Source organism: Sphaerotilus montanus, assembly GCF_013410775.1.
In the GTDB taxonomy this organism is placed as follows: Bacteria; Pseudomonadota; Gammaproteobacteria; order Burkholderiales; family Burkholderiaceae_C; genus Sphaerotilus; species Sphaerotilus montanus.
On the sequence record NZ_JACCFH010000001.1, the window covers coordinates 716,969 to 739,509 of the forward strand.

21 protein-coding genes and 1 other RNA gene are annotated in these 22,541 nt (G+C 66.4%); 11 read left to right on the plus strand and 11 right to left on the minus strand.

Translation table 11 applies throughout. From position 1 onward, the window contains the following. Positions 1-58 precede the first annotated feature (58 nt). Positions 59-889 (plus strand): urease accessory protein UreD, encoded by an 831-nt coding sequence (locus tag BDD16_RS03105; RefSeq protein WP_179632593.1) that lies wholly within the window; start codon positions 59-61, stop codon positions 887-889. A gap of 98 nt (positions 890-987) precedes the next feature. Beyond that, a complete protein-coding gene (locus BDD16_RS03110; RefSeq protein ID WP_179632594.1) occupies positions 988-2,280 on the plus strand; it encodes a patatin-like phospholipase family protein in 1,293 nt (430 codons plus the stop codon). On the opposite strand, the gene BDD16_RS03115 is transcribed toward BDD16_RS03110, so the two are convergent. From BDD16_RS03115 to gyrA, 11 genes are all read right to left on the minus strand, one after another. Beyond that, positions 2,258-2,596 (minus strand): ComEA family DNA-binding protein, encoded by a 339-nt coding sequence (locus tag BDD16_RS03115; RefSeq protein WP_246332452.1) that lies wholly within the window; start codon positions 2,594-2,596, stop codon positions 2,258-2,260. The genes BDD16_RS03110 and BDD16_RS03115 overlap by 23 nt on opposite strands. Positions 2,597-2,725: 129 nt before the next feature. Next, positions 2,726-3,877: a lipopolysaccharide assembly protein LapB gene (gene lapB / locus BDD16_RS03120; protein WP_179632595.1), complete on the minus strand. Its 1,152-nt coding sequence runs from the start codon at positions 3,875-3,877 to the stop codon at positions 2,726-2,728. After that, positions 3,867-4,190 carry a LapA family protein gene (locus tag BDD16_RS03125; protein WP_179632596.1) on the minus strand — a complete coding sequence of 108 codons (324 nt, stop codon included), beginning with the start codon at positions 4,188-4,190 and terminating at the stop codon, positions 3,867-3,869. Before BDD16_RS03125 ends, lapB begins: the two co-directional genes overlap by 11 nt. Before the next feature lie 52 nt (positions 4,191-4,242). Then, the gene (locus BDD16_RS03130; protein ID WP_179632597.1) at positions 4,243-4,545 is read right to left on the minus strand and encodes an integration host factor subunit beta; all 303 of its coding nucleotides are present in this window, start codon (positions 4,543-4,545) and stop codon (positions 4,243-4,245) included. A 39-nt stretch (positions 4,546-4,584) separates the two neighbouring features. Continuing rightward, on the minus strand, positions 4,585-6,300 hold the full coding sequence (gene rpsA, locus BDD16_RS03135) for a 30S ribosomal protein S1 (RefSeq protein ID WP_179632598.1): 1,716 nt from the start codon (positions 6,298-6,300) through the stop codon (positions 4,585-4,587). An 80-nt stretch (positions 6,301-6,380) separates the two neighbouring features. Further along, complete coding sequence (locus BDD16_RS03140) at positions 6,381-8,420, minus strand: bifunctional 3-phosphoshikimate 1-carboxyvinyltransferase/cytidylate kinase (protein WP_179632599.1); 2,040 nt, start codon at positions 8,418-8,420, stop codon at positions 6,381-6,383. Between the two features lie 53 nt (positions 8,421-8,473). Then, entirely contained in the window at positions 8,474-9,355 is an 882-nt protein-coding gene (locus tag BDD16_RS03145; protein WP_179632600.1) for a prephenate dehydrogenase, read from the minus strand. Between the two features lie 16 nt (positions 9,356-9,371). Further along, positions 9,372-10,460 (minus strand): prephenate dehydratase, encoded by a 1,089-nt coding sequence (gene pheA, locus BDD16_RS03150; RefSeq protein WP_179632601.1) that lies wholly within the window; start codon positions 10,458-10,460, stop codon positions 9,372-9,374. Between the two features lie 44 nt (positions 10,461-10,504). Further along, positions 10,505-11,605, minus strand: coding sequence for a 3-phosphoserine/phosphohydroxythreonine transaminase (gene serC, locus BDD16_RS03155; RefSeq protein ID WP_179632602.1), 1,101 nt, complete (start codon positions 11,603-11,605; stop codon positions 10,505-10,507). 41 nt (positions 11,606-11,646) lie between these two features. After that, a complete protein-coding gene (locus tag BDD16_RS03160) occupies positions 11,647-12,234 on the minus strand; it encodes a DUF2059 domain-containing protein (RefSeq protein ID WP_179632603.1) in 588 nt (195 codons plus the stop codon). Continuing rightward, positions 12,234-14,906, minus strand: coding sequence for a DNA gyrase subunit A (gyrA, locus tag BDD16_RS03165; protein WP_179632604.1), 2,673 nt, complete (start codon positions 14,904-14,906; stop codon positions 12,234-12,236). Before gyrA ends, BDD16_RS03160 begins: the two co-directional genes overlap by 1 nt. A 231-nt stretch (positions 14,907-15,137) precedes the next feature. On the opposite strand from gyrA, the gene ompA reads away from it, so the two are divergent. From ompA to BDD16_RS03210, 9 genes are all read left to right on the plus strand, one after another. After that, entirely contained in the window at positions 15,138-15,818 is a 681-nt protein-coding gene (gene ompA / locus BDD16_RS03170; RefSeq protein WP_179632605.1) for an outer membrane protein OmpA, read from the plus strand. A gap of 80 nt (positions 15,819-15,898) precedes the next feature. After that, positions 15,899-16,615 (plus strand): bifunctional 2-polyprenyl-6-hydroxyphenol methylase/3-demethylubiquinol 3-O-methyltransferase UbiG, encoded by a 717-nt coding sequence (gene ubiG / locus BDD16_RS03175; RefSeq protein WP_179632606.1) that lies wholly within the window; start codon positions 15,899-15,901, stop codon positions 16,613-16,615. Beyond that, on the plus strand, positions 16,612-17,283 hold the full coding sequence (locus tag BDD16_RS03180; RefSeq protein WP_179632607.1) for an HAD family hydrolase: 672 nt from the start codon (positions 16,612-16,614) through the stop codon (positions 17,281-17,283). The genes ubiG and BDD16_RS03180 overlap by 4 nt, the downstream gene beginning before the upstream one ends. A 13-nt stretch (positions 17,284-17,296) precedes the next feature. Continuing rightward, positions 17,297-17,656, plus strand: a transfer-messenger RNA (tmRNA) gene (gene ssrA / locus BDD16_RS03185). A 185-nt stretch (positions 17,657-17,841) separates the two neighbouring features. Further along, positions 17,842-19,149: a tyrosine-type recombinase/integrase gene (locus BDD16_RS03190; RefSeq protein WP_179632608.1), complete on the plus strand. Its 1,308-nt coding sequence runs from the start codon at positions 17,842-17,844 to the stop codon at positions 19,147-19,149. A gap of 555 nt (positions 19,150-19,704) precedes the next feature. After that, a protein-coding gene (locus BDD16_RS03195) for an IS3 family transposase (RefSeq protein ID WP_375139092.1) occupies positions 19,705-20,906 on the plus strand; the annotation gives its coding sequence in 2 pieces (ribosomal slippage) (positions 19,705-19,993 and positions 19,993-20,906; 1,203 coding nt in all). Between the two features lie 94 nt (positions 20,907-21,000). Further along, positions 21,001-21,411, plus strand: coding sequence for a hypothetical protein (locus tag BDD16_RS03200; protein ID WP_179632609.1), 411 nt, complete (start codon positions 21,001-21,003; stop codon positions 21,409-21,411). A gap of 80 nt (positions 21,412-21,491) precedes the next feature. Beyond that, positions 21,492-22,151: a hypothetical protein gene (locus BDD16_RS03205; RefSeq protein WP_179632610.1), complete on the plus strand. Its 660-nt coding sequence runs from the start codon at positions 21,492-21,494 to the stop codon at positions 22,149-22,151. A gap of 50 nt (positions 22,152-22,201) precedes the next feature. Further along, a complete protein-coding gene (locus BDD16_RS03210; RefSeq protein ID WP_179632611.1) occupies positions 22,202-22,504 on the plus strand; it encodes a helix-turn-helix transcriptional regulator in 303 nt (100 codons plus the stop codon). The last annotated feature ends 37 nt before the right edge of the window (positions 22,505-22,541 follow it).

Consider the following 22,541-nt stretch of genomic DNA (forward strand, 5'->3'; position numbering starts at 1 on the left):
AAACCGCCGCCTTCGTGGCGGTTTTTTTTCGTGTTTGTCACCACCTCCACCTTGCACCATGAGCTGGCTCGGACACCTGAACCTTCAATACTCGCTCGACGGTCGCCGCACCATCGCGCTGGACCGGCACCACGGCCCGCTGCGGGTGCTGCAGCGCCTCTACCCGGAGGGCGAAGCGGTCTGCCACCATGTGCTGGTGCATCCGCCGGGGGGCATCGTCGGTGGCGACGTGCTGGAAATCAATGCCGAACTCGCGTCCGGCACGCACGCCCTCATCACCACGCCGGGCGCTACGCGTTACTACCGCAGCGCCGGACAGACCGCCGCGCAGCGGGTGCAGGCGCGGCTGGAGCCGGGTGCCCGGCTGGAGTGGCTGCCGATGGAAACCATCGCCTATCGGCAGTGCATCGCGGAAAACCACCTGCGCTTCGACCTGGCTCCCGGCGCCGAGATGATCGGATGGGACCTGCTCGCCCTCGGCCTGCCTGCTGCGAACGAACACTGGGACCGCGGGCGCTATGCCCAGCGACTGGAATTGCCGGACGTCTGGCTCGAACAGGCCGTGATCGACGCCGAGGACCGGCGCCTGCTGGACAGCCCCGTGGGCTGGGCGGGTCACCGGGTGCTGGGGACGCTGTGGTTCACCGCAGGCACGGCACTGCCGAATGCACAGCGCACCGAACTGCTCGACCGGGCCCGAGCCGCCATCGGCACCTCCGCGCTGGCAGGTCTGGCCAGTGCCACGGCACCGCACGCGCGCACGGTCGTGCTGCGCGTGCTGGCTGACCGGGTGGAACCGGCGATGCAACTCCTGGTCGCCGTGCGCAATGCCTGGCGGGCCGTGGCGTGGCAACTCGAACCCCATGCCCCGCGCATCTGGCGCACCTGAACCCAACGGGCGCCCACGGCTGACCCGAATCTGATTGCACGGCCGAAACCGGTGATCTCCGCGCCGCGGCGTGCGGGCCTGCTCGATAGACTGCAGGCATGGACACCCCGCACGCCCCACCGCCACCCGCACCCGGTCGCATCGGACTCCTGCTCACGGGCGGTGGCGCCAGGGCGGCCTACCAGATGGGCGTGCTCAAGGCGATTGCCCGCATCGGCCGGGAAGCCGGGGCACCACGGAGCAGTCCGTACCAGGTGATCGCAGGCACGTCCGCCGGCGCCATCAATGCAGCGGCGCTGGCCTGCCAGGCGGACCGGTTCGACGCCGCCGTGAGCGAGGTGGTCGACATCTGGTCGCAGTTCCGTTCCGAACAGGTCTACCGGACCGACTCGCTGGGCATCATCCGCACCGGCGCGCCGTGGCTGACGATGATGTCCTTCGGATGGGCGCTGCACCGGTGGCGACGCGCACGGCCGCACTCGCTGCTCGACAACAGCCCGCTGGAAGCGCTGCTGCTGCGCATGGTGCGCTTCGACCGGCTGCCGCGGCTGATGGCCGACGGTCACCTGCATGCGCTGGCCGTGACAGCGTCCAGCTATTCCAGCGGCGAGCACGTCACCTTCTACGAGTGCCACGAGGACATCGCGCCCTGGACCCGCTCGCAGCGCCTGGCGGTCCGCACCCGGCTGGGTGTGCGGCACCTGCTGGCGTCTGCCGCCATTCCCTTCGTGTTTCCGGCCACCTCGCTGCCGGTGCACGAGCGCGTTGGCTGGTTCGGGGACGGTTCCATGCGACAGGCGGCCCCCATCTCGCCCGCGGTGCACCTGGGGGCCGAACGGGTGCTGATCGTCGGCGCCGGTCGCATGCACGAGCCACCCGGCGGGCACCTGGAGATCAGCGGCTACCCGAGCGTGGCGCAGATCGCCGGCCATGCACTGTCCAACATCTTCCTCGACGCACTCGCAGTGGACATCGAACGCCTGCAGCGCATCAACAGCACCCTGGCGCTGCTGTCGCCAGAGGCCCTCGCACGCACCCCGCTCCGCCCGATCGAAGCACTGGTGATCGCGCCGAGCCAGCGTCTGGACGACCTGGCCGGCAAGCACCTGGACAGCCTGCCACGCACCGTCCGGGCGCTGCTGCGGGGCGTGGGGGTCTCTGGTCAGGGCGATACGGCGCGGGGTGCGGCGCTTGCCAGCTACCTGCTGTTCGAGTCCGGCTACACCCGCGAGCTGATTGCCCTCGGTGAAGCCGATGCCCAGGCGAAGCGCAACGAGGTGCGGGCCTTTTTCGGCTGGGACCGCAGGGCCGGTGCCCTCGCGGCGACACCACGCCAGGCCGTGGAGCCGCCGCCCGAAACCGCCCGGCTTACTTCTTCTTCTCGGACTTGAGTTCTGCCGCCGGCACGGTGGCCGCTGCCACCTGGGCCCCCACCGCCCGCTCGAAGGTGCTGCCGTTGACCGTCAGCCCGCCCGTGGAAAACTTGGCCGCCGTGGCCTGCTTGACCCCCTTGACGCGCTCCATCACGTCGGCCCAGTCCTTGAACGGTGCCTTCTTGCGCTCGTCGAGGATCTTGCCGGACATGGCCGGGCCGATGCCCTTCACCGCCTCCAGCTCGGCCTGGCTGGCCTTGTTGATGTCGGCCGCAGCCAGACAGGTGGCCGCAGCCAGGCTCAGCACGACACTCAGGATTTTCCGGATCAGCATGGTGGTTCCCCTTGGTGGTCATGGGCACATGGACTCATGTGCGCGACATGCAGGGTCACGATACGGATGGCGGGTGCCGCCCACATCCCCCGCAAGGGTCACACCGATGGGGGATGGCCCCGGGCGGATTCAGTGGTCTTCGAGACGGCGTGGCGGGAAGGTGTCCCAGCCGTGGCAGCCGGGGCACTGCCAGAAATACTGCTGCGCCTCGAAGCCGCAGGCTGCGCAGCGGTAGCGCTGCAGGGGTTTCAGCGCCTGGGCGACGCTGACCTGCACCGCCTGCAACTCTTGCACGTCCAGCGGCTCGCGGCCGTGCTCGCGCAGCAGGCTCAGCGCCGGACCGAGCCCCGGCTGCACCTGCAGGTGCGTCAGCAGCAGCTGGCGGCGCGACTGCGCGTCCCCATCCAGCTTGAGCAGCGCTGCCAGCAGGTCCGAGGTCGGTGCCCGCGCATGCAGTTCGCGCAGCACGGCCCGCGCCTCGTCGCCACGGCCGCAGGCCAGCGCACTGGCTGCCAGTTCGGTGGCGATCACCGACAGCGCACCGGGGTGCACGCTGGCCAGCGGCAGCCACCAGCCCAGCGCCTGGTCATGCTGTCCGAGTCGGGCGCAGCGCTGACCCGCCAGCACCAGAGGACGGGCAGCCTGGGGAGCGGCCTGGCGGGCCTTTTCCAATGCAGCCAGTGCGTCGTCGCTCTGCCCGCGGGCGTCGGCTTCGAGCGCCAGCTCGCAGTCGTAATGGGCGATGCGCTGGCTGAACGAGCCGGCCGCCACGGTCTCCAGCCCGCGGGCCACTTCGATCGCGGACTTCCAGTCGCGCGAGCGCTCGTGCAGCGTCAGCAGCGCGAGACGGGCGTCGGTCGCGAAGGCCGTGCCTTCCAGCGCCTTGTAGGCGGATTCGGCGCGGTCGAACAGACCGGCCTTGAGATAGTCCTGCGCCAGGGCGTGCTGCGCGCGGTCGCGCTCGGCTGCGGGCAGATCGGCCCGGGCGAGCAGGTGCTGGTGCACGCGCACCGCCCGCTCGTACTCGCCGCGGCGGCGGAACAGGTTGCCCAGCGCGAAGTGCAGGTCCGAGCTGCCAGGGTCGTGCTGGACGGCCTCGATGAAGGCGTCGATGGCCTTGTCCTGCTGTTCGTTGAGCAGCAGGTTGAGGCCCTTGAAGTAGGCCCGGGGCGAGGACTCGGCGTCGCGCCGCCATTGCCGCAGGTCGAAGCGGGACGCCAGCCAGCCGAAACCGAAGGCCAGCGGCAAGCCCAGCAGCAGCCACTGCAGGTCAAATTCCATCGCGCGGGGAGGTACTCAGGGGCACATCAGGCACCACGGGCAGGTTCGCAGCCGCGACCACCGGGTCAGCCGCCGACTTCTCGGGCACCGGCCGGGCCGCATGGCGACGGCGTTGCCGCCACCAGTTGGGCGTCATCGCCAGCACGCCAAAGACGGCACCAGCGGCAAAGACCACGAGCACCAGCAGCACCATCGGTGCGCGGAACTCGAAGCCGAAGAACCATTTGAGCTGCGCTTCGTGCTGATTGTTCAGCGCAAAGGCAAAGAGGATGAAAAAGACAGCGGCTCGAAAGAGCCAGGAGAGGAATCGCATGGCGATGCGATTCTAGTGCGCCGCCGGACCGACAGCGCAGCGCAAGGTCGGCTCAGCCTTCGGCACGGTCAGCGGAGGGCTGGTCGACAGCCTCGCGCAAGGCCTTGCCCGGCTTGAAATGCGGAACGAGCTTCTCGGGAATGGTGACCGGCTCGCCGGAGCGGGGATTGCGCCCCACCCGCGGCGGCCGGTGGCTGATCGCGAAGCTGCCGAAACCACGGATCTCGATGCGGTGACCTTTTCCGAGCGCGTCCGACATCGCGTCGAGCATCGTCTTGACGGCGAACTCGGCATCGCGGTGCGTGAGCTGGCCAAAGCGATTGGCCAGCAGGGTGACGAGGTCGGAGCGGGTCATGCAGCGAGGGTCGTGGTGTTCAGCAGCCAGTCACGCAAATCAGTTGCCTTGGTCCAGCTTGGCCTTGAGCAGAGCGCCCAGGCTGGTGGTACCAGCGTTGCCAACCGTCTCGCGGTTGTCCACCGACAGGCGCTGCAGGGCTTCCTGCTGCTCGATGCTGTCCTTGGCCTTGATCGACAACTGGATCGAACGCGTCTTGCGGTCGATGTTGATGATCATGGCGGACACGTCGTCGCCTTCCTTCAGCAGGTTGCGGGCGTCTTCGACACGCTCGCGGGCCAGCTCGGAAGCACGCAGGTAGCCGGTGACTTCGTCGCTCAGCTGGATCTCGGCGCCACGGGCGTCGACCGTCTTCACCTTGCCGGTGACCGTCATGCCACGGTCATTGATGGAGGTGTAGTTGGTGAACGGGTCGGCGTCGAGCTGCTTGATGCCCAGCGAGATGCGCTCGCGCTCGACATCGATGCCCAGAACGACGGCTTCGACTTCCTGGCCCTTCTTGAAGTTGCGCACGGCCGCTTCGCCAGTCTCGTTCCAGCTCAGGTCGGACAGGTGCACCAGACCGTCGATGCCAGCGGCCAGACCAACGAACACGCCGAAGTCGGTGATCGACTTGACGGGGCCCTTGACCTTGTCGCCGCGCTTGAAGTTCTGCGCGAACTCGTCCCACGGGTTGGCGCGGCACTGCTTCATGCCCAGCGAGATGCGACGCTTGTCTTCGTCGATCTCCAGCACCATGACTTCGACCTCGTCGCCCAGAGCAACGATCTTCGAAGGCGCGACGTTCTTGTTGGTCCAGTCCATTTCGGAGACGTGCACCAGGCCTTCGATGCCCGGTTCGATCTCGACGAACGCGCCATAGTCGGCGATGTTGGTGACCTTGCCGAACAGGCGGGTGCTCGACGGGTAGCGACGCGACACGCCGTACCACGGATCGTCGCCCATCTGCTTCAGGCCCAGCGAGACGCGGTTCTTCTCGGCGTCGAACTTCAGGACCTTGGCGGTCAGTTCCTGACCAACCGTCACCACTTCGCTCGGGTGACGGACACGGCGCCATGCCATGTCGGTGATGTGCAGCAGGCCGTCGATGCCACCCAGGTCCACGAACGCACCGTATTCGGTGATGTTCTTGACCACGCCGTTGACGAAGGCACCTTCGCGCAGCGTTTCCAGCAGCTTGGCGCGCTCTTCGCCCATCGAAGCTTCCACCACAGCACGGCGCGACAGCACGACGTTGTTGCGCTTGCGGTCGAGCTTGATGACCTTGAACTCCATCGTCTTGCCCTCGTACGGGCTCATGTCCTTGACCGGACGCGTGTCGAGCAGCGAGCCCGGCAGGAAGGCGCGGATGCCGTTGACGAGGACCGTCAGGCCGCCCTTGACCTTGCCCGAGACGGTGCCGGTCACGAAGTCGCCGGACTCCAGCGCGGTTTCCAGCGACAGCCACGAGGCCAGACGCTTGGCCTTGTCGCGCGACAGGATGGTGTCGCCGTAGCCGTTTTCGATGGCGTCGATGGCCACCGACACGAAGTCGCCGACCTGGACTTCGAGCTCGCCCTTGTCGTTCTTGAACTCTTCCAGGGGAACGTAGGCTTCGGACTTCAGGCCGGCGTTGACGACGACGAAGTTGTGTTCGATGCGGACGACTTCCGCCGAGATCACTTCACCAGCGCGCATGTTGGAGCGCTGGAGCGACTCCTCGAACATCGACGCGAAGGAATCCATGCCGAAATCGGCCATAGCTGCTTGGGACATTGGGGACTTTCTGCACCGGGACACCCCGGCGGCGGGTGCCACTTCCGTGGCGGGGTTAGGTTGCTGATCCGCGCGGGGCGTCAGTGGGCGGGCGCCGACGTGACCTCGAACGGTTGTCTCGCGTTCCACCAGACCACCACCTGCTGCATCGAAGCCTCGATGCCCAGTTGCGAGTTGTCCAGCAGGAGCGCGTCTTCGGCCGGCTTCAAGGGGGCGGTGGCGCGGGTTCTGTCCCGCTCGTCGCGCGCCTCCAAGTCGGCCCGAAGGTCTTCGAGACTAGCAGGAATTCCCTTGGAAATCAATTGGTTGAGCCGCCGCTCGGCGCGCGCGGCCGCGGTCGCCGTGAGGAAGATCTTGAGCCGCGCGTCGGGGAAGATCACCGTGCCCATGTCGCGCCCGTCGGCCACCAGCCCCGGCAGTTGCCGGAAGCCGCACTGCAGATCGAACAGCGCCGCCCGCACCGCCGGCCACGCCGAGATCTGCGAGGCCATCGTGCCCACCGCCTCGTCGCGCAGGTCGTCGCTCACGTCCTCGCCGGCCAGCAGCACGCGCACGCCCTCGAAGCGCAGCGCCATCGAGCGGGCGATCGCCGCCAGCCCGGCCTCGTCCGTGGCCGCCACGCCAGCGCGCCGGGCCGCCAGTGCCGTGACGCGGTACAGCGAGCCGGAATCGAGCGTGTGGTAGCCCAGCCGATCGGCGACGCAAGCGGACAACGTGCCCTTGCCGGATGCGGTCGGGCCGTCGATCGTCAGCACCGGGATGTCCGCCGGCCGGGCCGCGACCACCGAGAACAGCGTCTCGAAGTAGTCCGGGAAGGTCTTGGCCACGCACTTCGGATCCAGGATGCGCACCGGCACCGCGTGTTCGCCGTCGCCCGCCGGATTCAGCCGGTTGAACGCCGCCAGCGACAGGCACATCGCCATGCGGTGGTCGTCGTAGGTGTGGATGGCGGCCGGCTGGAAGGTCGCCAGCGGCGCAATGCGGATGTAGTCGGCGCCCTCCTCCACCGTGGCGCCGAGCTTGCGCAGCTCGCAGGCCATCGCGGCGATGCGGTCGGTTTCCTTGACGCGCCAGCTCGCGATGTTGCGCAGCGTGCTCGGACCGTCGGCGTAGAGCGCCATCACGGCCAGCGTCATCGCCGCGTCGGGGATGTGGTTGCAGTCGAGGTCGATCGCCTTCAAGGGCCACGCGCCGCGGCGGATCTCCAGCGCGTTCGGCTCGGCACGGACCACCGCGCCCATCGCTTCGGCCGCTTCGACGAAGCGGATGTCGCCCTGGATCGACGCCGCGCCGACGCCTTCGATGCGCACCGGCGCGTCCACGCCAGCGATCGCCCCAAGCGCAATGAAATAGGACGCCGACGACGCATCGCCCTCGACGTGGACTTCGCCCGGTGTGACGTAGCGGCTGCCAGCGGGGATGACGAAGCGCTCCCAGCCGTGGCGCTCGACGGCGATGCCGAAGCGCTGCAGCAGGTTCAGCGTGATCTCGATGTAGGGCTTGGAGATCAGCTCGCCAGCCACCTCGATCGTCACCGCCCGCTCGGTCGCGGCCAGCGGCAGCGCCAGCAGCAGCGCGGTCAGGAACTGGCTCGACACGTCGCCGCGCACGCGCACCGGCGTGTCCAGCTTCAGCGCGCCGCCCGCGACGCGCAGCGGCGGATAGCCTTCGACGCCCAGGCACTCGACCACGCCGCCCAGCCCGCGCAGCGCGTCCACCAGGTCACCGATCGGCCGCTCATGCATGCGCTTGACGCCGCCGAGCGTGAACGCCGTGTCCGCCACCAGCGTCGAGATCACCGACAGCGCCGCGGTCAGCGGGCGCATCGCGGTGCCGGCATTGCCGAGGAACAGTTCAGCCTCGCGCACGGCGGGCCGGCCGGCAAAGCCGGTGATGCGGGTGCGGCGGCCGTCTTCCTCGATGGTGCAGCCGAGCGTGCGCAGCGCGTCCAGCATCACGCGGGTGTCGTCGGAGTCGAGCAGGTCGACCAGCGTCGTCGTGCCCGCGCTCAGGCCGGCCAGCAGCAGCAGGCGGTTGGAGATGCTCTTGGAGCCGGGCAGGTGCACCGTGCCGGCAGCGTGGCCGAGCGGCGGGAGGTCGAGGAAGGGAATCGAGTACATGGCGCGGAGCAGGAACAGCGGGCGGGGTCAGCGAGCGGGATCAGCAGGCAGGGTCAGCGGGCCGTGGCCGGACGGGCATTCATCTGCCAGCCGGCGCGGCCGTCGGAGGCGGTGCGGATGAGGTCTTCGAGCGCTTCGGTGTTGCCCGAGCGCATGACCACCTCGAAGGCATCCAGCGCATGGCGCAGGCGCTGCGACTGCTTGAGGATCTCCTCGCGGTTGCTCAGCAGGATGTCGCGCCAGACGTTCGGATCCCCCGCCGCGATGCGCGTGAAATCGCGGAAACCGGGCCCGGCCAGCGACAGGAACTCGCGCCCCGCCGGCTGCGCCAGCATCGCGTTGAAGTAGGCGAAGGCCAGCAGGTGCGGCAGGTGGCTGACGGCGGCGAACGCGGTGTCGTGGTTCTCCGGCGTCATGCGCAGCACCTGGCAGCCGATCGCCGCCCACACGTCGGTGGCCTTCTGCACCATCACCGGGTCGGTCTGCGCCAGCGGCGTCAGGATGACCTGCTTGCCCTGGTAGAGCTGCACGTCGGCGTGTTCGACCCCGGCGACTTCCTTGCCCGCGATCGGGTGCGCGGGGACAAAGCTGCCGATGCGCTCCTTCAACACGCGCCGCGCCACATCGACCACGTCGCGCTTGGTGCTGCCCACGTCCATGAACAGCGTGCCCGGCTCGACCATGTGGCGGATCGCCTTGAACGTCGCCTCGCTCGCGGCCACCGGCACCGCGATCAGCACGATGTCCGAGCCCGACACGGCCAGCAGCGCCGACTCGGCCGCGATGTCGATCACGCCCATGCGGCGTGCCCGCTCCACCGTGGACGGCGACTTGCTGTAGCCCACCACGCGCTGCACCAGCCCGGCCCGCTTGAGCGCCAGCGCGAAGCTGCCGCCCATCAGGCCGCAGCCGATCACCCCCAGTTGATTGAACATGGTGTCCGTGCCGTACTCAGTGAACGTCGATCGGGTAGGTGCCGAGCACCTTGAAGAAGGCGCAGGACTCGCGCAGCTCGTGCAGCGCGGTCTGCACCGCGGGCTGGTTCGGGTGGCCCTGCACGTCGATGAAGAAGTAGTACTCCCATTGACCCGAACGCGCCGGGCGCGACTCCAGCCGGCTCATCGACACGCCGTGTTTCTTCAGCGGCGCGAGGATGTCGTACATGGCGCCAGGGCGGTTTTCCACCGAGACGACCAGGCTGGTGCAATCGTGGCCGGACGCCTGTGGAGCGGGGTGGCGCAGCGGGTCGGTGACGATGGCGAAGCGGGTGCGGTTGTGGGTGTCGTTCTGGATCGCCGGGGCGACGACGTGGACGCCGTATTCGCTGGCCGCGCGCGTGCTGGCGATGCCGGCGATCGACGGATCCTGCGCCGCCAGCCGAGCGCCTTCGGCGTTGCTCGACACCGGGCGGCGCTCGGCGTGCGGCAGGTGCAGCGACAGCCATTCGTGGCACTGCGCCAGCGCCTGCGGGTGGGCGCAGACCGCGGTGATGCCGTCGAGCGCGTTCTCCTTGCGCAGCAGGTTGTGGCGCACGAACAGGCTGGTCTCGCCGATGATGAACAGCGGCATGGTCAGGAAGATGTCCAGCGAGCGCGCCACCATGCCTTCGGTGGAGTTCTCGACCGGCACGACCCCGAAGTCGGCCACGCCCGCCGACGTGCTGCGGAACACCTCGTCGATGCTCGCGCACGGCACGCGCACGATGGACGAGCCGAAATAGCCGAGCGCGGCCTCTTCGCTGAAGGTGCCGGCCGGGCCGAGGTAGGCGACGCGGGTCGGTGTTTCCAGCGAGCGGCAGGCGCTCATGATCTCGCGCCAGATCGGGGCGACGCTCTCGTTCTTCAGCGGGCCGGGGTTGCCGGACTTCAGGCCGTCGATGACCTGCGCCTCGCGCTCGGGGCGGAAGACGACCGAGCCTTCCTTCTTTTTGATCTCGCCGACCTCCAGCGCCAGCCCGGCGCGGCGGTTGAGCAGCGCGAGCAGCTCGCGGTCGAGGGCGTCGATCTTGTCGCGCAGCTCCGGCAGGGTGGGCGTCGTCATGGCGGGTGTCTCGTGGAGTTCTTGTTCAGCCGTTGTCCAGCCGGTCACAGGGGTGCGTTCGCGAATTCGCGCAGGTAGGCCACCAGCGCCTGCACGCCGGCCAGCGGCATCGCGTTGTAGATCGACGCGCGCATGCCGCCGACGCTCTTGTGGCCCTTGAGCTGCAGCAGGCCACGCGCCTTCGCGCCCGCGAGGAAGGCCTCGTTGCGCGACTCGTCGCGCAGCTGGAAAGGCACGTTCATGCGCGAGCGGCAGGCCGGGTCGATCCGGTTGACGTAGCAGCCAGCGCCCTCGCCGTCGAGGTAGCCATAGAGCAGCTCGGCCTTCTCGACCGCGCGGCGCTCCATCTCGGCCACACCGCCCTGGCGCTTCACCCACTGGAACACCAGCCCGGCGATGTAGATGCCGTAGGTCGGCGGCGTGTTGTACATCGAGGCGTTGTCGGCGACCGTCTTGTAGTCGAACGCACTCGGGCAGATCGCCAGCGCGTGGCCGAGCAGGTCTTCGCGGACGATCACGATCGTGACCCCCGCCGGGCCGATGTTCTTCTGCGCGCCCGCGAATGCCAGACCGACCTTGGACCAGTCGATCGTGCGCGACAGGATGTGCGAGGAGCAGTCGATCACCAGCGCCGCGTCGCTGCCCAATGCCTTCAGGTCCGGCAGCGCCTGGAACTCGACACCGTGGATCGTCTCGTTGGTGCAGACGTGGACATACCGCGCCCCCGGCCGCAGCGCCCAACCCGCCGGGTCCGGCATCGTCAGGTGGCCGCCTTCGGCATTGCTGGCGATGACCTTGGCGTCGCAGTAGCGCAGCGCTTCCTTGGCCGACTTCTGCGACCAGGAACCGGTGATGACGAAGTCCGCCTGTTCGCCGCGCGACAGGTTCATCGGCACGATCGCGTTCTCGGCCAGCCCGCCGCCCTGCATGAACAGGATGCGGAAGTTGGCCGGCACCGCCAGCAGTTCGCGCAGGTCGGCCTCGGCGGCTTCGGCGATGGACATGAACTCGCGGCCGCGGTGGCTCATCTCCATCACGCCCATGCCCGAGCCATGCCAGTCGAGCATCTCGGCCGCGGCTTGGTGCAGGACTTCCTCGGGCAACGCCGCCGGACCGGCGGAGAAGTTGTAGGGACGCTGGGACATCGTCAACTCACAGGCAAGGCTAGGGGGAACAGGCGTGACGTTTACTTCTTGGCAGGCGCGGATGCAGCCTTGGCCGGCGGCGGCATGCCCAGGCGACCGCTGACACTGCGGTCCAGTGCCTGCAGCTTCGGTTCGACCAGCGCACGCGTCTCGGCAACCAGCTTCTCGGACAAGCCCTTCTGGATCTCGGGCGTGAGCTGCTGGTAGCGGCGGATCACGGGCGACTCCAGCCAGCCCACGAGCTGCTTGAGTTCGTCCTCGGTGAACTTCTCTTCCAGCAGCGGACCCATCACGCCCGGCGCCATCTTCAGCGCCTTGTCGCGCAGCAGCGGATTGGTGTCCTCGACGTACTTGCGGATGTCCGCCTGGATCGCCTTCGCCATTTCCTCGCGCTTTTCGGGCGCGATGCGGGTCTGCAGCACCTGACCGGCCTGCTGCATCAAGGCCAGGGCCGGCTGCTCGACCAGACTGCGGGCAATGCCTTCGACCCCGCCCTGCTGCAACTGCACCACCTTGGCGATCAGCTCCTTCTTGGCGGCGCTGGTCTCGGCCGACACCAGCATCGGGGCAGCCATCAGCACACACAGGGCGCCGGTCTTCAGCGCCGAGCGCCACAGGTTGGAAGTCATCAGACGCTTTCCCCGGCGGTGTCGCCGGCATCGGTTTCAGGATTGGCGGGATCGGTGTCCGGCGCCGTGTCGGCCACCGCTTCGGCCGCGGCATCGTTCTCGACGATGCGCTGCAGGCCCGACAGCTTGGAGCCTTCGTCCAGCGCGATCAGCGTCACGCCCTGGGTGGCGCGGCCGAGTTCGCGGATCTCAGAGACACGGGTGCGCACCAGCACGCCGCGGTCGGTGATCAGCATGATCTCGTCGGCGGAGCGGACCAGCGTCGCGGCGACCACGCGGCCGTTGCGCTCGGTCTGCTGGATGGCGATCATGCCCTTGGTGCCGCGGCCGTGGCGGGTGTACTCGACGATCGAAGTGCGCTTGCCATAGCCGTTCTCGGTGGCGGTGAGCACGCTCTGGGTCTCGTCCTCGGCCACCAGCATCGCGATGACGCGCTGCCCTTCTTCCAGGGCCATGCCGCGCACGCCACGTGCCTGCCGGCCCAGCGGACGCACGTCGTTCTCGTCGAAGCGCACCGCCTTGCCGCCGTCGCTGAACAGCATCACGTCGTGCGCGCCGTCGGTCAGCGCGGCGCCGATCAGGTAGTCGCCCTCGTCCAGATCGACGGCGATGATGCCGGCCTTGCGCGGGTTGCTGAAGTCGTCCAGCGCCGTCTTCTTCACCGTGCCGCGGGCCGTGCACATGAAGATGTAGTGGTCGGCGGGGAAGCGGCGGTTGTCGCCCGTCAGCGGCAGCACGACCGTGATCTTCTCGCCCGGCTGCAGCGGGAACATGTTGACGATCGGCTTGCCGCGGCTGGCGCGCCCGCCCTGCGGCACTTCCCAGACCTTGAGCCAGTACACGCGCCCGCGGTCGCTGAAGCACAGGATCCAGTCGTGCGTGTTGGCGATGAAGAGCTGGTCGACCCAGTCGTCGTCCTTGGTCGCCGTGGCCTGCTTGCCGCGGCCGCCGCGCTTCTGCGAGCGGTACTCGGCCAGCGGCTGGCTCTTGATGTAGCCAGTGTGGCTCAGCGTCACGACCATGTCGGTCGGCGTGATCAGGTCCTCGGTGCCGAGTTCCTGCACGTTGTGCTCGACCACCGAGCGGCGCGCGCCGACCTTGGTCTGGCCGAACTCCAGCTTCAGCGCCGTCAGCTCCTCGCTGATGATGAAGGTCACGCGCTCGGGCTTGGCCAGGATGTCGAGCAGGTCGGCGATGACGGCCATCACGTCCTTGTACTCGCCGATGATCTTGTCCTGCTCCAGCCCGGTCAGGCGTTGCAGGCGCATCTGCAGGATCTCGCCGGCCTGGTCGTCCGACAGGCGGTACAGGCCGTCCGGCTGCATGCCGAAGTGCGCGGGCAGCCCTTCCGGACGGTAGGCTTCGCGCCCGCCGAGCGTGCCCGCCTCTTCGGCGCGGGCCAGCATGTCGCGCACCAGCTGCGAATCCCAGCTCTTGTTCATCAGCGCGGCCTTGGCGACCGGCGGCGTGGGCGAGGCCTTGATGATCTGGATGAAGTCGTCGATGTTGGCCAGCGCGACCGCCAGCCCTTCCAGCACATGCCCCCGCTCGCGCGCCTTGCGCAGCTCGAACACCGTGCGGCGCGTCACCACCTCGCGGCGGTGCTCCAGGAAGATCTCCAGCAGCAGCTTGAGGTTGCACAGGCGTGGCTGACCGTCGATCAGCGCGACCATGTTCATGCCGAAGCTGTCCTGCAGCTGCGTCTGCTTGTACAGGTTGTTCAGCACCACCTCGGGCACTTCACCGCGCTTCAGCTCGATCACCACCCGCATGCCGGACTTGTCCGACTCGTCCTGGATGTGGCTGATGCCGTCGATCTTCTTCTCGTGGACCAGCTCGGCGATGCGTTCCAGCAGCGTCTTCTTGTTCACCTGGTACGGGATCTCGTCGACGATGATCGACTGGCGCTGCCCGCGGTCGATGTCCTCGAAGTGGACCTTGGCACGCATCACCACGCGGCCGCGGCCGGTGCGGTAGCCCTCGCGTACACCACTGACGCCATAAATGATGCCCGCGGTCGGGAAATCCGGCGCCGGGATGATCTCCATCAGTTCATCGATGGTCGCCTGCGGGTTGTTCAGCAGGTGCAGACAAGCGTCGACCACCTCGTTGAGGTTGTGCGGCGGGATGTTGGTGGCCATGCCGACCGCGATGCCCGAGGAGCCATTCACCAGCAGGTTGGGCAACCGGGCCGGCATCACCAGCGGCTCCTTTTCGCTGCCGTCGTAGTTGGGGCCGAAGTCGACCGTTTCCTTGTCCAGATCAGCCAGCATCTCGTGGGCGATCTTGGAGAGGCGGATTTCGGTGTACCGCATGGCGGCGGCGTTGTCGCCATCGACCGAGCCGAAGTTGCCCTGGCCATCGACCAGCATGTGGCGCAGCGAGAAGTCCTGCGCCATGCGCACGATCGTGTCGTAGACCGCCGTGTCGCCGTGCGGGTGGTACTTGCCGATCACGTCGCCGACGATGCGGGCGGACTTCTTGTAGGGACGGTTCCAGTCGTTGTTCAGTTCGTGCATCGCGAAGAGCACGCGCCGATGCACCGGCTTGAGTCCGTCGCGCGCATCCGGAAGCGCCCGACCGACGATCACGCTCATGGCGTAATCCAGATAAGAGCGGCGCATCTCCTCTTCGAGGCTGATGGGCAGTGTTTCTTTGGCGAATTGAGTCATGCGGTCAGGGTCCCAGCGCGGACGATCGAGCCCTGCATTCTACGAGCCACGCAATGTCGCCACCACGCAACATCCGCTCCGGAAGCCGTCTTGAGCCCTGACGATCCGCTTGACCTCGTATGGCACAATCAATTTGTCGGTCCCTAGCGCCGCGCTCTCATCGGCAAGCATGGGCCGCCGCTTTTTCTGCATTCTGCAGCCCGATTTGCGGCTTTTCTCGAGAGGAGAACCATGAACAAACTCAACAAGGTTGCACTGCTGTTCGCGTCGGCCGCACTGGCCGCCTGTGCGACCGGTGGCTCGACCTCCGGCGCCATGGACAACTGGCGTGCTGCTGACGGCACCGTGATCAAGAACGGCTCCAACGAGCTGTGCTGGCGCGATGCCAACTGGACCCCCGCAACCGGCGTGCTGCCGTGCGACGGCGTTCCGGTTCCGGTCAAGCCTGCTGCTCCGGCACCTGCTCCGGCACCTGCCCCGGCGCCGGCACCGGCACCCGCACCGGTAGCCGCTCCGAAGCCCGCCCCGGTGGTCGTCCCGGCCGCCCCGGTCAGCGAGAAGGTCACCTTCGCCGCCGACGCTTTCTTCGACACCGACAAGTCGGTGCTGAAGAAGGAAGCTGGCGCCAAGCTCGACGATCTGGTCAGCAAGGTCAAGGGCATCAACCTCGAAGTCATCATCGCCGTCGGCCACACCGACAGCGATGCTTCTGACAAGTACAACCAGAAGCTGTCGGTGCGTCGTGCCGAAGCGGTCAAGAAGTACCTGGTCAGCAAGGGCATTGAGCCGAACCGCGTCTACACCGAAGGCAAGGGCGAGAAGCAGCCTGTCGCCGACAACAAGACGAAGGAAGGCAAGGCCAAGAACCGCCGCGTCGAGATCGAAGTGGTCGGTACGCGTACCAAGAAGTAAGCAGCTTCGGCTCGCTCACTGCGAAACCCCGCCCTGGCGGGGTTTTTTCATGGGCAATCCACTTCGACTAGGATCCCCGGATGACGACGATGACCAACGCCGACCCCAAGGAACTCGCCAAGTTCAGCGAACTCGCCCACAAGTGGTGGGATCCGGAGAGCGAGTTCCGCCCCCTCCACCAGATCAACCCGCTGCGCCTGGGCTGGATCGAACAATGTGCCGGCCCGCTCGACGGGCGCCGCATTGTCGACGTGGGCTGCGGCGGCGGCATCCTCAGCGAAGCCATGGCGCGCAAGGGCGCCCAGGTGCTCGGGGTCGATCTGGCTGAACGTTCGCTGAAGGTGGCCCAGTTGCACGCGATGGAAGCGGGCATCGACAACGTCCAGTACCGCGAGGTCGCTGCCGAAGTGCTGGCCGACGAGCAGCCCGGCCAGTTCGACATCGTCACCTGCATGGAGATGGTCGAGCACGTACCCGATCCGTCCTCCATCATCGCCGCCTGCGCAAAGCTGGTGAAGCCGGGGGGCTGGGTCTTCCTGTCCACGCTGAACCGCAACCCCAAGTCCTTCCTGTTCGCCATCGTCGGCGCGGAATACCTGCTGCGCATGCTGCCGGCGGGTACCCACGAATACGCCAAGTTCATCCGCCCGAGCGAACTGGCCACGTGGTGCCGCTCGGCCGGACTGGACCTGCTGCAGACCCGCGGCATGGAATACAACCCGCTGACCAAGCGCTACTGGCTCAGCGGCGACACCAGCGTCAACTACCTGCTGGCGTGCCGCAAGGGGACAACATGAAAGTTCTCTCCGCTGTCCATGCGGTTTTGTTCGATCTTGACGGGACACTGATCGACAGTGCAATGGACTTGGGCGGCGCAGGCAATGACCTGCGTGAACGCCGCGGACTGCCCGCGCTGCCGCTGGCCGATTTTCGGCCGATGACCGGCGCCGGTGCACGCGGCATGCTGGGCGTGGCACTGCAGATCACGCCAGAGCATGCCGAATTCGAGGCCCTCAAGGACGAATACCTGGCGATCTACGAAGCCCGCATGACCCGCCTGACGCGGGTCTTCGAGGACATGGCCCCCGTGCTCGATGCACTGGATGCCGCCCAGCTGCCCTGGGGCATCGTCACCAACAAGCACAGCCGCTTCGCTGTGCCCGTGGTGGACGCGGCGGGGCTGCAACACCGCAGCCGCGTGCTGGTCTGTGGTGACACCACACCGCACGCCAAACCGCATCCCGAGCCACTGTTCGAGGCTGCACGGCGCCTGGGGGTCGACCCGGCACGCTGCCTCTACGTCGGCGATGACCTGCGCGACGTGCAGGCCGGCCGGGCCGCGGGCATGGGCACGGTCGCGGCGGCCTGGGGCTACCTCGGCCAAGGCGAGCCCATCGAGGCCTGGGGTGCCGATCACCTGATCAATTTTCCGGCCGAGCTCTTGAACTTGCCCGGAATGACCTAAAATATGCGGTTCAGGGGCCGACCTGGTTTCGACGTGGGTTCGGAATCGGAGCAGGGCGTGTCGAGCACCAGTTCGCTCGTAAAACCACTGGAAACAAAGTAACTGCGAACGACTCTACGTACGCTCTCGCCGCTTAACACCGGTGAGCCTCTCAACGGTTGGCCGATGGGCCGGGCCCGCAAGGGCTGAGAGGTAATACACATGGGCTGGTCTCTGGTGGTGTCACACAGCCGGGGACAAGACAAAGTGACTGGTGTCGTCTGAAGGGTGTTCCTGCCCGTCAGCGACATGAGACTCAAATCAGAGAACTACACACGTAGAACTGCCTGAGGATGGCTTGCGGACGGGGGTTCAATTCCCCCCGGCTCCACCAGTCAAGCGTTCGGCAAAGCTCGCAAGAGTTCGCCGAACCACCAAAAAGCCCTAGAGAATCAACGCTCTAGGGCTTTTTCTTTGCCCGCATGAGATCGGGCCGGTTCGCACCCTTCCGCGCTCCCCGTGGAAGAACCAGAGGAAGAACCGCAGAATCGGGTTCTTCCTTCTGAAAAGTTCTTCCTCATGGCACGGCACCTGATCCCCTCAGACAAGACCATCAAGGCACTGAAGCCCGGCGCGACCGACGACGACGGGGCGCCCGTCAAGCGGCTGAACGACGGGGACGGGCTGTTCCTCATGCTGTGGGTGAAGGGCGGCGCCCACGGGTGGCGCTTCCAGTACGTGCTGAACGGTCGAAAGAACATCCTCAGTCTGGGCACCTACCCCGATACGGGGCTGGCGCTGGCCCGGCGCAAGGCAGACGAGGCGCGGGCGCTGGTGGCCGCAGGGACCGACCCGAGCGAGAAGCGCAAGGCGGAGAAGGCCGAACACGACCGCCAGCACGAGGAACGCCAGCGGGAAGCGGCGGGCCTGCCCCCTGTGGGGAGCTTCGAGGCCGTGGCCCGTGAGTGGCTGGAAGAGGTTCACGCCCACAAGGTCAGCCCGGGCCATGCCGAGCGGACCCGCATCCGCCTGGAACAGAACGTGTTCCCGTGGCTGGGGCGGCTGGCGCTGGTCAGCGTGACGGCGCCGAAGCTGCTGGAATGCCTGCGGCGGGTGGAGAAGCGGGGGACGGTCGAGACTGCGCACCGGGTGAAACAGGCGTGCGGGCAGGTGTTCCGGTACGGCATCGCCACGGGGCACTGTGAGCGTGACCCGTCGGGCGACCTGCGCGACGCCCTGCGCCCTGTTGTCGTGGCGCACCATGCGGCGCTGACCGAGCCGCGACGGGTGGGCGAGCTGCTGCGGGCCGTGGACAGCTACCCCGGACAGCCGACGACCCGGGCCGCCCTGCTGCTGTGCGCCCTCACCTTCCAGCGACCGGGCGAGGTGCGGGGCGCCGAGTGGGCAGAGTTCGACCTGGACGCGGGAACCTGGCTGATCCCGGGGCACCGGATGAAGCGCAGCGTGCAGGGCAAGGCTACGGGGCCGGCGCACCTGGTCCCCTTGTCTCGGCAGGCCGTGGCCGTGCTGCGCGAGCTGCAGCCGCTGACGGGTGGCCGGGTGCTGGTGTTCCCGGGCCTGCGCTCACCGAAGCGGCCCATCAGCGACGTGACCCTGGGCGCGGCGCTGGCCCGGCTCGGGTTCGGCAATGACGAGATGACGGCGCACGGGTTCCGGGCGATGGCCCGCACGATGCTGGCTGAACGGCTGGGCGTGGCCGAACCCGTCATAGAGGCGCAACTGGCCCATGCCGTGCCCGACGCGCTGGGGCGGGCGTACAACCGGACCGAGTTCGCCGACCAGCGCAGGCAGATGATGCAGACATGGGCCGACTACCTGGACACGCTGCGCACCGGGGCGCAGGTGATCCCGATCCGGGCCGCCTGAATCCGCGGGCCTTCCTGCCTGGTGCTGACTGCTGGCAGACCGCCACGCCCCTGACCCGGCACGACCTCACGCACACCACCAGCCCGGCCCCTGTGGCCGGGCTTCGTCTGTCTGGCTAGGTATTCCTGGCAGGCGTCAGCCTGTCCGTGTTGGCTGCTGCAGGTGACTGGATTGGCCGGCCTGCCGGTGCATCCCGTGGCCGCCGGGGAGAGGCGGCGGCGCGGGTTTCCCTACGCGCGACACATGCGGAAGCGCTGGCACCAAAGCAGAAAGACCAGCGAAATCAACGACTTGCGCGAACTACGGCGAATCTCTCAGGCTGGAACATGCACACATCACCGGGGACAAACCGGGTTTCAGCCCTGCGCAGACACCAGAAACACCAATGGAATCAAGCACTTAGGACAGCCTCAGGCCGTCAGGATCTGCCGGGGACAGACCGGGGACACCAGAGGGAGAGGCAACGGGGACAGACCGGGGACAGCCGGGGACAGATGAGAGAGAGGAGAGAACTCTGTCCTGGTCTAATGATTTCGCACACACCGATAGGTGGAAATCACCTGGACAACGAACGTGACGAACACGAAACGAAGAGTCTTTGACGCGAGCTTCAAGCTGCAGATCGTGCAGATGATCCGGTCGCAGGGCCTGGGCATTGGCGAGGTCTGCCGGGACATGAAGCTGGGCGAGACGGCGGTGCGGCGCTGGCTGGCACAGGCCGATGCGGAACAGCTGGGGCAGCCTGGCATCGGCAAGCCGTTGACGGCGGAGCACCAGCGCATCCGCCAGCTCGAAGCCGAGAACAAGCAACTCCGGGGCGACGTAGAAGTTTTAAAAAAAGCATCGGCCTTCTTTGCCCGGGAACTGCGATGAGCTTCAAGCTCGTCGGGCAACTGCAAGAGAAGGCCGCGGTGGTGGAGCAGGTTTGCCGGGTGCTGGGCATCAGCCGCTCGGGCTACTACGCGGCCCGCAGGCGCAGCCGAATGCAGCCGGCGGTGTGCGAGGCCAGCGTGCAACTGAAGGCGGCATTTGCGGCCAGCGGCGGGGCGTACGGCAGCCGACGGCTGCGCACGGCGGTGGCCTCGCGTGGCATCGTCATGGGGATCTACCGCGTGCGCCGTTTGATGTGCCAGCATGGTCTGCGCTCGACGTGGAAGCGCAAGTTCGTGCACACGACCGACAGCAAACACGCGCTGCCGATCTCGCCCAATGTGCTGGCCCGACAGTTCAACCCGACGCGGCCCGATCAGGCCTGGGTCGCCGACATCACCTACATCCGCACGCGCAGCGGCTGGCTGTATCTGGCGGTGGTGCTGGACTTGTTTGCGCGCAAGGTGGTGGGCTGGGCGATGGCCCCGGACATGCAGGCCGGGCTGGTGTGCCGGGCGTTGCAACTGGCCATCGTGCAGCGCCAACCTGCGCCGGGCTTGATCGTCCACACGGATCGCGGCAGCCAGTACGCCAGCGCGGCGCATCAGGCGCTGCTGGCCAGACACGGCCTGGTCGGCAGCATGAGCCGCAAGGGCAACTGCTGGGACAACGCGGTGATGGAGCGCTTCTTCCTGAACCTCAAGATGGAGCGCGTCTGGCAGCGCGATTACGCCAACCATGCCGAGGCCACGAGCGACATCGCCGACTACATCGTCAGCTTCTACAACAGCGTGCGTCTGCACTCCACACTGGGCAACTTGCCACCCAATGCCTTCGAGCATCAATCGGCAATCACACAACCTATCGGGCTGTGCGAAATAACTTGACCAGGACAACCCGCCTGTTCTTCTCTGCGGCCGTTCGGCGCCTGGTGCTGCGTGAACGTGCCTTCCGGGTCATCGCCATCGATCGGGGGACACGATGACCGTCACCCACGCACCACACCCTTCAGCGACAACCATGGAAACACCTGTGATCGACCAAGCAACGCAAGCCGCCACCCGCACACCACCTGAACCGCTGAACCCCTGTGACCTGCTGGAAACGCTCTTCCAGCGGGCTGCGCTGACCATGAGCGCCGACGAGCTGCAGCACGTTGCGAACCAAGCCGGCGAGCTGGCTTATGACATCTCAGACAGGGCCGCCGGTGTGGCCGAAAGACTCGGGTGCCTGGTGTTCACAGACAAGGGCGACCGCGCAAACGGTGCATTCCAGTCGGCGGATCAACTGCCGGGCCTGCTGTGGCACTTCAGCGATGTGTTCCGCCACGTTGCGGGACTGGTCAGCGTGTCAGGCAGTGCTGAGGCAATGGCACGACGGGCGCGAGGCTGAGCACGGCAACCCCACGAAAGCGCCTGAAACAACTGACCTCAAATCATAAGAGGTCAGTATTTTTACTGGACAGTGAGCATATGGAATCAACCACCCAAGAAGAAAGCACATGGTGTGATATATATTTAGAATTCTCTACAGAAAACTATTGGACAAAAAAACCATTTGACCCATTTACATCAACACTTGCAGAAGCGGAAAAATTAAATAACCTACACGAAACAGACTTAAATACAATACCAGCATTAGTGCAGTTTATTACTGCACAAGAATTAGAGAAGCGCAAAGATTATTATAAAGAGCACCCCTTAAAAGGTGTGGCGCTGTGCATTCAAAATGATCTCGTGGCCCCTTTATGGTTAGCGTATGCATTCTTGAGAGAATATCGGAGCGCAGCGCATGGCCGTGTTAGAACATGGGATGAAGCATTCGGGCCACCTTTACCTAAGGGAACAAATTTAGCCTTATTCAGAAGGGCACGGATAAACACAACCAAAGTAATCAATCTATTTTCAAAGAAAATACAAGAAAATCCATTGCGATCAGTAAATAAAGCGCTTTGGGAAGAGATTGGAAGAGAGGTAGGAGAAGGAGCGACCAGAGCGGAAGAGTTGTACAGAGAGGCAAGAAAGCTAGGGAGGGGGTTGACACTTGAACAGTTGCGAAGTCGCGGCATGAGTCGTCACGACGCCAAACCCACGAAAACCAAGAAACACACGGGTTTACGTCGCAAGACTTAGGAACCCATGATCCGACCCGTCAGATCAACCACGAACGAACCAGCGCCAACATGAACATAACCACCCCCTCAAGCAATGTCCAACGCCTGCCGGGCACCCTGGAAGCCAAGAAAGCGGCAATCGCCAAGCAGCAATGGCTGAGACTGCGGCAAGTGCTGGACAAGACCCAGACCGGCAAGACGTGGCTGTATGCCCGCATGCGCGACAAGATCGACCCATTCCCGCCAGCGATCAAGCTGTCTGCCCGCTGCGCGGTCTGGGACGAATCGCAGGTAGATGCCTGGATGGAGCGCCAAGCCGACAAGCTCACCAAGCCGGCTGATCTGGTGGACCAAGCACAGGCCGACGCCTGACCCCTGACCATCACGCAACCAGCGCCAGCACCGACAC

Bases quoted from the DNA above. Each gene is read 5' to 3' on its own strand.
- ubiG (WP_179632606.1), top strand. From the start codon at position 15,899: ATGACGACGATGACCAACGCCGACCCCAAGGAACTCGCCAAGTTCAGC.
- lapB (WP_179632595.1), bottom strand. From the start codon at position 3,877: ATGGAATTTGACCTGCAGTGGCTGCTGCTGGGCTTGCCGCTGGCCTTC.
- gyrA (WP_179632604.1), bottom strand. From the start codon at position 14,906: ATGACTCAATTCGCCAAAGAAACACTGCCCATCAGCCTCGAAGAGGAG.
- BDD16_RS03110 (WP_179632594.1), top strand. From the start codon at position 988: ATGGACACCCCGCACGCCCCACCGCCACCCGCACCCGGTCGCATCGGA.
- BDD16_RS03130 (WP_179632597.1), bottom strand. From the start codon at position 4,545: ATGACCCGCTCCGACCTCGTCACCCTGCTGGCCAATCGCTTTGGCCAG.
- BDD16_RS03200 (WP_179632609.1), top strand. From the start codon at position 21,001: ATGACCGTCACCCACGCACCACACCCTTCAGCGACAACCATGGAAACA.
- rpsA (WP_179632598.1), bottom strand. From the start codon at position 6,300: ATGTCCCAAGCAGCTATGGCCGATTTCGGCATGGATTCCTTCGCGTCG.
- BDD16_RS03190 (WP_179632608.1), top strand. From the start codon at position 17,842: ATGGCACGGCACCTGATCCCCTCAGACAAGACCATCAAGGCACTGAAG.
- BDD16_RS03140 (WP_179632599.1), bottom strand. From the start codon at position 8,420: ATGTACTCGATTCCCTTCCTCGACCTCCCGCCGCTCGGCCACGCTGCC.
- BDD16_RS03205 (WP_179632610.1), top strand. From the start codon at position 21,492: ATGGAATCAACCACCCAAGAAGAAAGCACATGGTGTGATATATATTTA.
- BDD16_RS03160 (WP_179632603.1), bottom strand. From the start codon at position 12,234: ATGACTTCCAACCTGTGGCGCTCGGCGCTGAAGACCGGCGCCCTGTGT.
- BDD16_RS03210 (WP_179632611.1), top strand. From the start codon at position 22,202: ATGAACATAACCACCCCCTCAAGCAATGTCCAACGCCTGCCGGGCACC.
- BDD16_RS03145 (WP_179632600.1), bottom strand. From the start codon at position 9,355: ATGTTCAATCAACTGGGGGTGATCGGCTGCGGCCTGATGGGCGGCAGC.
- serC (WP_179632602.1), bottom strand. From the start codon at position 11,605: ATGTCCCAGCGTCCCTACAACTTCTCCGCCGGTCCGGCGGCGTTGCCC.
- ompA (WP_179632605.1), top strand. From the start codon at position 15,138: ATGAACAAACTCAACAAGGTTGCACTGCTGTTCGCGTCGGCCGCACTG.
- BDD16_RS03125 (WP_179632596.1), bottom strand. From the start codon at position 4,190: ATGCGATTCCTCTCCTGGCTCTTTCGAGCCGCTGTCTTTTTCATCCTC.
- BDD16_RS03180 (WP_179632607.1), top strand. From the start codon at position 16,612: ATGAAAGTTCTCTCCGCTGTCCATGCGGTTTTGTTCGATCTTGACGGG.
- BDD16_RS03115 (WP_246332452.1), bottom strand. From the start codon at position 2,596: ATGCTGATCCGGAAAATCCTGAGTGTCGTGCTGAGCCTGGCTGCGGCC.
- BDD16_RS03105 (WP_179632593.1), top strand. From the start codon at position 59: ATGAGCTGGCTCGGACACCTGAACCTTCAATACTCGCTCGACGGTCGC.
- pheA (WP_179632601.1), bottom strand. From the start codon at position 10,460: ATGACGACGCCCACCCTGCCGGAGCTGCGCGACAAGATCGACGCCCTC.